8 protein-coding genes and 1 rRNA gene are annotated in these 11,105 nt (G+C 69.0%); 4 read left to right on the top strand and 5 right to left on the bottom strand.

Annotated elements, in window-relative coordinates; genetic code table 11:
- Positions 1-1,173, top strand: a complete 1,173-nt coding sequence (gene galK / locus AC1DBE_RS06375; RefSeq protein ID WP_476969963.1) for a galactokinase — start codon at positions 1-3, stop codon at positions 1,171-1,173.
- A 79-nt stretch (positions 1,174-1,252) separates the two neighbouring features.
- Here the strand turns inward: galK and AC1DBE_RS06380 are convergent, their stop codons facing one another.
- Positions 1,253-2,242, bottom strand: a complete 990-nt coding sequence (locus AC1DBE_RS06380; protein ID WP_476969964.1) for an LLM class flavin-dependent oxidoreductase — start codon at positions 2,240-2,242, stop codon at positions 1,253-1,255.
- A gap of 221 nt (positions 2,243-2,463) precedes the next feature.
- Here AC1DBE_RS06380 and AC1DBE_RS06385 point away from each other — a divergent pair, with 221 nt between their 5' ends.
- From AC1DBE_RS06385 to AC1DBE_RS06395, 3 genes are all read left to right on the top strand, one after another.
- Positions 2,464-3,165: a type 1 glutamine amidotransferase domain-containing protein gene (locus tag AC1DBE_RS06385; RefSeq protein WP_476969965.1), complete on the top strand. Its 702-nt coding sequence runs from the start codon at positions 2,464-2,466 to the stop codon at positions 3,163-3,165.
- A gap of 69 nt (positions 3,166-3,234) precedes the next feature.
- On the top strand, positions 3,235-4,905 hold the full coding sequence (locus AC1DBE_RS06390; protein ID WP_476969966.1) for a helicase HerA-like domain-containing protein: 1,671 nt from the start codon (positions 3,235-3,237) through the stop codon (positions 4,903-4,905).
- A gap of 89 nt (positions 4,906-4,994) precedes the next feature.
- On the top strand, positions 4,995-5,987 hold the full coding sequence (locus AC1DBE_RS06395) for a hypothetical protein (protein WP_476969967.1): 993 nt from the start codon (positions 4,995-4,997) through the stop codon (positions 5,985-5,987).
- A gap of 48 nt (positions 5,988-6,035) precedes the next feature.
- On the opposite strand, the gene AC1DBE_RS06400 is transcribed toward AC1DBE_RS06395, so the two are convergent.
- The 4 genes from AC1DBE_RS06400 to rrf all read right to left on the bottom strand — a co-directional run bounded on the left by AC1DBE_RS06400 (position 6,036) and on the right by rrf (position 11,080).
- Positions 6,036-8,000, bottom strand: coding sequence for an NHL domain-containing thioredoxin family protein (locus tag AC1DBE_RS06400; RefSeq protein WP_476969968.1), 1,965 nt, complete (start codon positions 7,998-8,000; stop codon positions 6,036-6,038).
- Complete coding sequence (locus AC1DBE_RS06405) at positions 8,000-10,153, bottom strand: bifunctional copper resistance protein CopD/cytochrome c oxidase assembly protein (RefSeq protein WP_476969969.1); 2,154 nt, start codon at positions 10,151-10,153, stop codon at positions 8,000-8,002. The genes AC1DBE_RS06400 and AC1DBE_RS06405 overlap by 1 nt, the downstream gene beginning before the upstream one ends.
- Before the next feature lie 109 nt (positions 10,154-10,262).
- Positions 10,263-10,550 carry an HU family DNA-binding protein gene (locus AC1DBE_RS06410; RefSeq protein WP_011776355.1) on the bottom strand — a complete coding sequence of 96 codons (288 nt, stop codon included), beginning with the start codon at positions 10,548-10,550 and terminating at the stop codon, positions 10,263-10,265.
- A 413-nt stretch (positions 10,551-10,963) separates the two neighbouring features.
- A 5S ribosomal RNA gene (gene rrf / locus AC1DBE_RS06415) occupies positions 10,964-11,080 on the bottom strand.
- Between the last annotated feature and the right edge of the window lie 25 nt (positions 11,081-11,105).

The raw sequence follows: 11,105 nt of genomic DNA on the forward strand, positions 1-11,105 counted from the left end.
ATGACGGAACTGTTCCAACAGGGACTCGACTACTTCGCCGCCGCGTTCGGCCACGCCCCGGAGGGCCTCTGGTCAGCCCCGGGGCGGGTCAACCTCATCGGCGAGCACACGGATTACAACGACGGCTTCGCCTTCCCCCTTGCTATCGACAAGCGCACGGCCGTCGCCGCGGGCCTCCGCACGGACCGCAGGCTCCGGGTGGTCAGCAGCTCGTTCCCGGGGGTTGTCGAGCTGGACCTTGCCGAGCTGGACCCGGACGCACTTGAGGGCTGGGCCGCCTACCCGCTGGGGGTCGCCTGGGCCATATCCCGGGCCGCGGCAGACCGCGGCACGGACGCTTCCCGGCTGCCCGGCGTCGACCTGGCACTCAGTTCCGAGGTCCCGGCAGGCGCAGGCCTGTCCTCCTCGGCGGCCGTCGAATGCTCAGTGGCGCTGGCGCTCAACGAACTCTGGGGCCTGGGCTTGGGCCGGCAGGAGCTGGCGAAAATCGGGCAGCTCGCCGAGAACCGCGTGGTGGGCGCGCCCACCGGCATCATGGACCAGTCGGCGTCGCTCCTGGGTGAACCGGACCACGGCATCCTGCTGGACTGCCGGAGCCTGCAGACCGAGGCGGTGCCGTTGGGTTTCGCCGGCGCAGGGGTGGGTCTGCTGGTTATCGATACCCGCACCAGCCACTCGCACGCCGACGGCGGGTACGCCAGCCGCCGCCGTTCCTGCGAGGAGGGCGCCCGGGCCATGGGCGTTCCCAGCCTGCGGGATCTCGGGACGGAGGACCTGCCCCGCGCCGCCGCCGTCCTCGATCCGACCACCTACCGCCGGGTCCGGCACGTGATCACCGAAAACCAGCGTGTCCTCGATACCGTGGCCACACTGCGGGCCGACGGTGCCGCTGCCATCGGGGCACTGCTCGACGCCTCGCACGTCTCGATGCGCGACGACTTTGAGATTTCGACGGCTGAACTGGACCTGGCGGTCTCCAGCGCCCAGGAGCTGGGTGCCATCGGTGCCCGGATGACCGGCGGCGGTTTCGGCGGTGCCGCGATCGCGCTGGTCCGGGACGCCGACGCCGCCCGGATCGCCGAGGGCGTGGCGGAGCGCTTTGCCCGGGCCGGCTACACGGCCCCGCACATCTTCGCGGTGGCCGCCGCGGAGGGCGCCCGCCGGGAGTCCTAGCCGGCCGGCGCCATACGGCCGCTGATGCCCGGCCCGTCCGGGCCCGTCCGGGCCCGTCCGGGGCCGGGCGACGCCGGCCTCAGACGCGGGCGAGCCCGGCGACCTCCGCGAGGAGCTCCACTGAGCGCAGCCGGTCCTCGACCCGTGCGCTCTGGTGCGCGACGATCAGCTCGTCGGCGTCGGCGTGGGCAGTGAACTCCTCCAGGTATTCCTGCACGGCGGCGGGGGTGCCCACGGCGGAGTATTTCATCATCTGCGCCATGTGCTGGCCCTGCGGCGAATCCAGGATCATGTCCGCCTCGTCGTCGCTGAAGACCCGGCCGTTGCCGAAGAACAACGAGACCCGGGCGCGCTTGGTGGCCTGGAACATCTCCTGGGCGTCGGACGCGGAGTCAGCGGCAATCACGTTGACGCCGGCAATCACGTGCGGGGCGTCCAGCTGCGCGGAGGGACGGAACTCGCGGCGGTACACCGCCACAGCGTCCTGCAAGGCGTTCGGGGCAAAGTGCGAGGCGAAAGCGTAGGGCAGGCCGAGCTGGGCTGCCAGCTTCGCCCCGAACAGGGACGAGCCCAGGATGTAGAGCGGCACGTTGGTGCCCTTCCCGGGGGTAGCGTCCACGCCCGGGATGCGGGTGTTCCCGGTCAGGTAGCCCTGCAGCTCCAGCACGTCCTGCGGGAAGCTGTCGGCGCTCATCGGGTCCCGGCGCAGGGCCCGCATGGTGTTCTGGTCGCTGCCCGGCGCCCGGCCGAGGCCCAGGTCAATCCGGCCCGGGTGCAGGGTCTCGAGGGTGCCGAACTGCTCCGCGATGGTCAGCGGCGAGTGGTTGGGCAGCATCACACCGCCCGCGCCGAGCCTGATGGTGCTGGTGTGCGCGGCGATGTGGGCGATCAGGACGCTGGTCGCCGACGAGGCGATGGATGACATGTTGTGGTGCTCGGCGTACCAGATGCGGCGGTAGCCCAGTTCTTCGGCGCGTTGGGCCATGGCCACGCTGCCGGCGAAGCTTTCCGCCGCCGTCTGGCCCTTGCCGATGATTGCGAGGTCAAGGATGGAAAGCGGAACAGTCACGGAAGATGCCGGCCTTTCGGAGGTGGTGGGAAATTCGGGTCCGCCGCACTGGAGGGTAGCGGCCCACACTGGTGGCAACGGCGGCGGGGCCCGGCTTATTTCAAGGGCGCCAGAAACCCGCGGATTCCGGCGCCCGGAATAGCCGGCGCGCTGACGGGGTTGCCGCCCTTGTGACCCCCACCCGTCAACCGGCTCCCCGGCCGGAGGAACAGGAGTACAACATGGCTAACATCCTGATGGTCGTATCCGCCGCCGATTCGCTCACCATGCGCGACGGCAGCCAGCACCCCACCGGCTACTGGGCCGAGGAACTTGTCGTCTCGCACCGGACCCTGCTCGACGCCGGACACACCGTCCGCATCGCGACCCCCGGCGGCGCCAAGCCGACCGTTGACGAGGTCAGCCTGGCTGCTGACTCGGCCGGCGGACAGGACCGCGCCGATGAGTTCCGCGCCTACCTGGCCGGAATCGACGCCGAGCTCTCGGCACCGCTGGTGCTGGCCGACGTCGAACTTTCCGGGTACGACGCGATCGTGATGCCCGGCGGCCACGGCCCCATGGCGGACCTCTTCGAGGACGCCGACCTCGGCCGGCTGCTGATCGAAGCCAACACCGCCGGCAAGGTCATTGCGCCGTTCTGCCACGGCCCCGCCGGCCTGCTGAGCGCCGTCGACGACGCCGGCGCGTTCGCGTTCTCCGGGCGCCGCCTCACGGTATTCACCAACGAGGAGGAACTCGGCGGCGGCACCGGCCCGAACACGCCGTGGTTCGTCGAGGACGCGCTGAAGGAAAACGGTTCGATCGTCGAGAACGGGGCCGCCTGGAGCTCCCATGTGGTGCGCGACGGCAACCTCATCACCGGGCAGAACCCGCAGTCCAGCGAGGCCGTGGCGAAGGAAGTCCTCAAGGCCATCGCCGGGTAGTCCCAGTCGCGGCAAATAAACATCAGCTGAAGCCGGGTCCGGGTTGCCGGACCCGGCTAAGCTAGCCGCATGGCCATCAAATCCACTGCAGATAAAGTCGCCACCATCCAAAAGGGGTACACCCTGGAGGGGCCCACCATCGAGCTTGGCGCCGCGATCGTCGACGGCGAACTCCACAAAGAGGCACCGGTCCGGCTGCCGTTGTCGATGATGAACCGGCACGGCCTGGTGGCCGGCGCCACCGGCACCGGCAAGACCGTCACGCTGCACATGATGGCCGAGCAGCTCTCCACCGCCGGTGTCCCCGTCTTCCTCGCGGACATCAAAGGCGACCTCTCCGGCCTCGCGACGGCCGCCACGGGTTCGGAGAAGCTGAAGGCGCGCACCGACAGCATCGGCCAGGCCTGGTCCGGCAAGACCTTCCCGGTGGAGTTCCTGGCCCTTGGCGGCGACGGGGCAGGCATTCCGGTCCGGTCCACCATCACCTCGTTCGGGCCGGTCCTGCTGTCCCGCGTGATGGAACTGAACGAGACCCAGGAGTCGAGCCTGCAGCTGGTCTTCCACTTCGCGGACAAGAACAACCTAGAACTGATCGACCTCAAGGACCTGCGGGCCGTCATCCAGTTCCTGACCTCGGACGAGGGCAAGGACGAGCTCGAAGAACTCGGCGGCCTGTCGAAGGCGACCGCAGGCGTCATCCTCCGCGAGCTGATCAACCTTGAAGCCCAGGGCATGGAGAAGTTCTTCGGCGAGCCGGAGTTCGATACCGCCGAGCTGCTGCGCACGGCCCCGGACGGCCGGGGCGTCGTGACCTGCCTTGAGCTGCCGACACTGCAGACCAAGCCCATGCTGTTTTCCACTTTCCTGATGTGGCTGCTGGCTGATTTGTTCGAGGACCTCCCGGAAGCCGGCGACCTCGACAAACCGAAGCTTGTGTTCTTCCTGGACGAGGCGCATCTGCTGTTCAACGGCGCGTCCAAGGCCTTCCTCGACGCAATCACCACCACCGTCCGGCTGATCCGGTCCAAGGGTGTGGGGATCTTCTTCGTGACCCAGACGCCCAAGGACGTCCCGGCGGATGTCCTGGGCCAGCTGGCGAACCGGGTGCAGCACGCCCTGCGTGCCTTCACTCCGGAGGACGCCAAGGCCCTCAAAGCTACAGTGTCGACGTTCCCGGTCAGCGACTACGACCTCGAAGAAACCCTTACCTCCGCCGGAATCGGCGAGGCAGTCATCACCGTCATGAACGAAAAGGGCGCGCCCACGCCGGTGGCACTGACCCGGCTGCGGGCGCCGGAGTCGGTGATGGGCCCCAGTGATGCCGCCCTGGTGGCCAGCACTGTGGCCGGGTCCGCCCTGCTCGCCAAATACGGCACCGCCGTGGACAACGTCTCGGCCTATGAAAAGCTCGCCGGCCGGGCTGCTGCACCGACCGGCCCGGCCGCCGGGACGGCGCTGGACCCCAACGCCGTCGACGCCGATGCCCGCCAGATCGAGGAAGAAATCCTCGGCCGCCCCAGCAGCCGCTCGGCACCGGCCCCCGCGCCTGCCCCGGCCCCCCAGCGGCGCGCTCCCGAGCAGCAGCCGGCAGGCGGCGGAATGGCCGGGGACATCGCCGGGGCGTTGGGCGGTGTGCTCGGCGGCGGCCTCAAGAGCATGGCGCGCTCCCTCGGGACGCAGATCGGCCGGGAGCTGCTCCGCGGCGTCTTCGGCACGTCATCGCGGCGGCGCCGTCGCTAGGACATACCCCGCGGTGATGGTGCACGTCACACTGGGCGCCTGTGACACCGGCATTCAGCGGGCGTGCAGGTAACGTAAGGTACGTGCAGATGAGTCAGGCGTTGGTCAGGATTGCAGCCATGTGGCTGTTGGGCCTGATGCTCGCCGTGGCCGCCGCCGTCGTCGCCATCAACGTGGTGAACAATTCCATCGGCAGCCCGCAGCAGCCGGTCCGGGAGTATTTGGATGCCCTGCAGAAGGGCGAAGGCGGGAAAGCCTTGGGCCTGCTGCATGCCTCCGTACCGCAAAGCAACGCCGCGATGCTGGACGGTGAAGGCCTGAAAAAAGCGGCCGCCCGGATCTCGGACGTGAAGTTCGGCGCCGCGGAAGACCGTGGCGGCAACCAGGTGATGGTGCCGATCGACTACACCATTGACGGCAGCCAGCTGCGCACCGAGTTCCTGCTGCAGCGCTCCAGCACCCAGTGGCTTTTCTTCCACGACTGGTCGATCGTCCCCGCCGCCTTGCCGGTCCTGGACGTCACCGTGGTCAACTCCAGCCAGGCCTCGCTCAACGGCGTTCCGGTGAACATGCCCAACGGCCGGAACACCTTCGCCGTGCTGTACCCCGGGGAATACGAGGCCTCCCTGGACGGCCAGTTCTTCGCCGCACCCCCCACGCGCGCCACCGTGTCCAGCCGGGACATGCCCTCGGCGCCGCTGAACCTCCTGACCCACGCCACCGCGGGCCTGAAGGACTCGGTCACGGCCAAGGTCAAGGAGTTCCTGGACAACTGCGCGGCCCAGGCGGACAAGCAGCAGCAGCTCCAACCGGACTGCCCGTTCTATCACGCCACGAACAACCGGGTAGTGGACGGCACCATCGACTGGAACATCACCGACTACCCCGCCGTCAGCATCGAGCCGTTCGGCGGACGCTGGGTGGTGGCTCCCCTGGACGGTAAAGCCCGGATCAAGGCCCGGCAGGTGGACCTCTTCACCGGCGCCGTCACGGAGCTCAACGCGGTCCACGACTTCAGCTTCACCACGCGCCTGGACATCGCCGGCGACACCGTCAAGCTCACCCCGCTGCTCAGCAACTAGCCGCAGGCCGCGGGACCGGCCGCCAAGGCCGGGCCGGTCCGCGGCGCCTTAGTCCATTCCGCGCAGGTCCAGGACCAGTTCGGTGTCCCCGTCGGCCTGCAGAACCACTGGGATGCCCCAGTCCTGCTGGTACAGGTGGCACGCCGCGTGGTCCGGGATCTCGCCGTCCTCGGTCTCCGGGCCGTCGCAGGCCGCGGCCCGGGCGGTAATGTGCAGCACGCCCTCCGGCACGTCGGACGAGAGCTCCAGGGTGCGGAGCAGGCCCACAGAGGTCCCCCCACCGGCCACCAGCAGCTCCGGCGGGGTGGAGGAGATCTTCAGCTGCGTGGGGTCGCCCCAGCGGTCATCGAGCTTCTGCCCGGTCGGCGCCGTGAACCGCACCGTCAGGGATAGAAGGCCCGGCGCCACGGGGCTCTTGGGCCGCTGGGTCTGCGAGGCACCCTCGTCCACCTGCTGCGCTTCCTTCGGGATGGGCACGTAGACCAACTGGTGCTTGTTGGCCTCGACCACCACCAGCAGCGGCTCGGAGCCGGCCACCTGGGTGTGGTCGACAATGACGTCCGAGGGCTCGGACAGTCCGCGCGCGAGAGTGGAGACGGTGCCCGTGGCGGGGTCGTAGCGCCGGACCGCACCGTTGTAGGTGTCCGCGATGGCCACGGAGCCGTCGGGCAGGACCGTCACGCCGAGCGGGTGCTGGAGGCGGGCGTCGGCGGCGGGGCCGTCGCGGAAGCCGAAGTCGAACAATCCCTTGCCCACGGCGGACTCGACGGTGATGGCGCCGCCGTCGGCGATCACAAGTTTGCGCAGCGCCGACGTCTCCGAGTCGGCGACCCAGATGTTGCCGTCGGCGTCCTCGGCCAGGCCGGAGGACTGCGCGAACCAGGCTTCGGCGGCCGGACCGTCGAGCAGGCCCTCCAGGCCGTTGCCGGCGGCAATGGACACCGCGCCGCTGACGGGGTCGAAGCTGAAGATCTGGTGCACTCCGGCCATCGCGACAACCACCGCGTTGAGTTTGCTGGACCAGACCACGTCCCACGGTGAACTCAGCGCAACCTGCAGGGGATCCGCTTCGAGCCGGGCACCGTACGCGGCGCCGTCCTCATCCACGCGGGCCGGGCCGGTCTCCAGCAGCCGCTGGATGCCGTTCCCGGCGAGGGTCGTAGCGGTACCGTCCGCCAGCGACAGCCCGCGGAGGCGGTGGTTCACGGAGTCGGCGATCACGACGTCGTAGCCGGCCTTCGCGGCGACGTCCTCCGGGAGTAGCACCAGGCCCTGGGGTTCGTTGAACCGGGCCTCGCCGGCGGCGCCGTCGGCGTAGCCCTTCTCGCCCGAACCGTAGGTGCCCAGCACCGTTTCGAAGTCGGTGGAGAGCTCCACCAGGCGGTGGTGACCGGTGTCGGTAACCAGCCAGGAGCCGGCGTCGCCGGCTGCGGCGGAGCCACCACGGCCGGCCGGGAGGTACAGCGCCTTGCCCGGGAACCGCAGCGTGCCCGACGTCGGCTCTGGAGCCACGTAGGGGCCGTCGCCGCGGTGCAGGGTGCCTTTGGCTTCGTGCTCGGCGATCAGCTCGGGAATGAGCACTGCCAGCCCGTCCGCGTGCCCCTCGCCGGACAGGTGCGCGACGATGTAGCCCTCGGGGTCGATGACCACCAGGGTGGGCCAGGCGCGGGCCGTGTAGGCCTTCCAGGTGTCCAGTTCCGGGTCGTCCAGAACCGGGTGGCGGATTTCGTAGCGTTCGACGGCGGCGGCCAGGGCCACCGGGTCCGCCTCGTGCTCGAACTTGGGCGAGTGCACGCCGACGGTCACGAGGACGTCGGAGTACTGCTGTTCCAGCGGGCGCAGTTCATCGAGGACGTGCAGGCAGTTGATGCAGCAGAAAGTCCAGAAGTCCAGCAGCACGATCTTGCCGCGCAGTGATTCCAGGTCCAGGGACTTCCCGCCGGTGTTCAGCCAGCCCCGGCCTATCAGTTCGGAGGCCCGGACCCGGAGGTGGGTGCGTACGGTTTCGCTCATCAGCGTCCTTCCAGCTTTGAATTGCGTTCTGCCAGCTTCGCGTCGCGTTCGGCGAGCTGGGCAAACATATCGTTGTAAGCGGTGAGATCGGCGTCGTTATTCCTGTCCGCCGCACGGTCGGTGCGTTTGCTTTCCCGCGCGTCGGACCGGGACCACATAACCGCGACGCCGATCGCCACGAGCAGGGTGGGTACTTCGCCGATGCCCCAGGCCACCGCGCCGCCCATCTGCTGGTCAAGCAGGGCCGACTGGCCCCAGGTGCGGCCCAGGTTTCCGAAGTAGTCGGCGGCGAGCAGCCCGGTACCGCCCATGATGGCGACGCCGAAGAAGGCGTGGAAGCCCATGGTGGCCAGCAACAGCAGCAGCCGCATGGGGTACGGCGCCCGGCGGGGCAGCGGATCCGTCCCGATCATGGTCAGGACGAAGATGTAGCCGGTCAGGGCGAAGTGCAGGTTCATCAGCTCGTGGCCCACGTGGTCGCGCATCGCATAGCCGAAGGCGTCCGAGTAGTAGAACAGCACGATCGAGCCGGCGAAGTTGGCGGCGGCGAACAGCGGGTGGGTGACCAGCTGCGAGAACTTGGAGTGCACAAAGACCAGCAGCCACTCCCGCGGGCCGCGGGAGCTGTCCCGCCGCGGAGTGAGGGCACGGAGCGCCAGCGTGACGGGGGCGCCGAGGACCAGGAAGATGGGGGCCACCATGGTCAGGGCCATGTGGTCCACCATGTGCGCCGAGAACAGGACACGGCCATAGACCGACGGCGGCCCGGACGTCACGTAGGTCAGGACCACCAGCCCGATCACCCAGTTCACGGTCCGGAACCAGGACCAGGCGTCGCCGCGGCCGCGGATCTTGCGGATGCCAAGGACGTAGGACACCAGGCCGAAACCGGCGACGGCGACCCACAGCCAGTCGAGCCGCCATTCGGTGAGCCACCGTTCGGGCGTCAGCTCGGGAGGGAGCTCGTACCCGGAGAGGATGAAGGCCGGGGAGGCGTCCGGGGCGAAGGTGGTGGGCTGCGGCGGGGCCGAGCGGCCCAGCGCGACCGCGATTCCGGACGTCACGCCCATGATCAGCAGCTCCACAAGGATCAGCTGCCACAGCACCCGGCGGGCCGAGAGTCCGCGGCCCTTGACGCCCAGCTGGGGGATGACCCACTGACGGTGCATCAGCCCGACGCCGCCGAGGACCAGGGTGGCCGCTGCCTTGGCCAGGATTAGCTGGCCGTACGCCGAGCCAAACAGGTCGGCCCAGCTGGAGACCCGGATGCTGGCGTTAATGACACCGGAGGCGAAGACCAGGGCGAAAGCGAAGCCGGCGAGCGTGGAGAAGCGGCGCAGGGTGGGCTCGGTGATGTCGGTCCGGCCCTGGGCGCCGGCGCCCCTGGGGGAACCGAGGATGCCGGAGAGCAGCGCCAGCACAATGATGCCGCCGACCCAGGCCGAGACACCCACCAGGTGCAGGCCCAGCGAGTTGATGGCGCCCTCGTGGTCGTTCGAGCTGGCGGAGTGGCCGATCAGCGCCGCCGGCGCCAGGCCGACCGTGGCGAGGACCAGCGTCAGTGCCAAGGCTCCGCGCGAGCGGATACCGAACAGCGCGGTGGTGACGACGGCGGCAATAATCACCACCGTCAACCAGGCCCGCCCGGTCTCGATGTCCGTCATGAAGTACACAAGCGATTTGGTGAATTCGGGGTCGCCGGAGATTTCCTGCCCGGCGATGTCCGAGTAGCTCAGGACCAGCACGGCCACGGCCGACAACGTCCAGGCGACACCTGCGGCCGCAGCGATGGCCAGGGCGCGGGTGAAGGCGGGGTGTTCGGGGGCGTCGGCGCCGCGGGCGGGGCGTCCGGAGAGGTTCCTCGGCAGGATCCCGACGGCGAAGATGAGGCCGCCGATCACCGCCGCGAGGGACACGTTGTGCACGGCCTTGCTGACGGGCAGGCCCCAGCGGACCAGCGCGCCGGGATCCGAGACCGCGCGGGCCCCGGCGGCGCCAGAGAAGATCAGTGCCGCCGCCAGGCCGAGGAACAGCGCAGCCAGTCCGGCCACCTGCCAGGGCCGGGAGATACCCGGCGTTCCGGCACCAGAGCCAGGCGCTCCCCCCGTAGGGGCAGGCGCTGCTGTGGTCTGGGGTTTTGCTGCGAAAGGCACAACTCCATTGTCCGCTACGCCCGTCCGCCCGCCGAATCCGTGGGGAGGCTTAACGCAAAAGGAGCGGCAACCCAGGGGGTTGCCGCTCCTTTCAAGCGTTTGAAGAAGACTACTTCTTCTTGGCGACTGCAGCCTTCAGCTTGGAGCCGGCGGTCAGCTTGACGCTGTGGCCAGCGGCGATCTGGATGGTCTCGCCGGTCTGCGGGTTGCGGCCGGTGCGGGCAGCGCGGTCGGTGCGCTCGACGGCGAGCCAGCCCGGGATGGTGATCTTTTCGCCGGCGGCGACAGAGGTCTCGAAAACCTCGAACAGTGCATCGAGCACGGAGTTGACGGCTGCCTGGCTGGTGCCGGCCTTGCCAGCTACCTCTGCAACAAGTTCACTACGGTTCTTAGCCATTTATGTCCTCCTGGACTGTTCTAATTTCTGAAGCCTGCACGCGGCATGCATGCGGGCCACTCTTCGAAAACTTACCAGCTTGGCGCCGCCGAGGTGGCAAATTCCGCGTGTTTTCGCCCTTTTTTGGGAAAATTTCCGGCTTTTGGGCCGCTTTTCAGCCATCAGCGGACACCTCGTTGTGTGGTGGGGTGCGGGGCCGGCGGCAGGTGGTGGCCAGGGCGGGGCGTCGGCGGGCTGCAGTGGCCGGCCCGGGGCGCTTGTTGCGTGGTGTGCCGGTCTGCCGGGGAGGGCTCTCCGTCCGTGCCGGGGGCCGGGGGAGGGTCGTCCGCTCGTGCAGGGTTGTGTGGTTGGTTGTGTGGTTAAAGTGGGAGAGCCTCCAACCTGGTGGTTGGAGGCTCTCGACCTGAATGATGTTCCGGCGGTGACCTACTCTCCCACACCCTCCCGGGTGCAGTACCATCGGCGCTGTGGGTCTTAGCTTCCGGGTTCGGAATGGGACCGGGCGTTTCCCCCACGCTATGACCGCCGTAACCTTGTGTCCGCACCCTGGCCCGG

This window comes from Arthrobacter sp. 10T416 (assembly GCF_056394165.1).

What these genes read in the sequence shown, in the direction of transcription:
- galK (WP_476969963.1), top strand. Translation starts at nt 1, where the DNA reads ATGACGGAACTGTTCCAACAGGGACTCGACTACTTCGCCGCCGCGTTC.
- AC1DBE_RS06385 (WP_476969965.1), top strand. Translation starts at nt 2,464, where the DNA reads ATGGCTAACATCCTGATGGTCGTATCCGCCGCCGATTCGCTCACCATG.
- AC1DBE_RS06390 (WP_476969966.1), top strand. Translation starts at nt 3,235, where the DNA reads ATGGCCATCAAATCCACTGCAGATAAAGTCGCCACCATCCAAAAGGGG.
- AC1DBE_RS06395 (WP_476969967.1), top strand. Translation starts at nt 4,995, where the DNA reads ATGAGTCAGGCGTTGGTCAGGATTGCAGCCATGTGGCTGTTGGGCCTG.
- AC1DBE_RS06400 (WP_476969968.1), bottom strand. Translation starts at nt 8,000, where the DNA reads ATGAGCGAAACCGTACGCACCCACCTCCGGGTCCGGGCCTCCGAACTG.
- AC1DBE_RS06410 (WP_011776355.1), bottom strand. Translation starts at nt 10,550, where the DNA reads ATGGCTAAGAACCGTAGTGAACTTGTTGCAGAGGTAGCTGGCAAGGCC.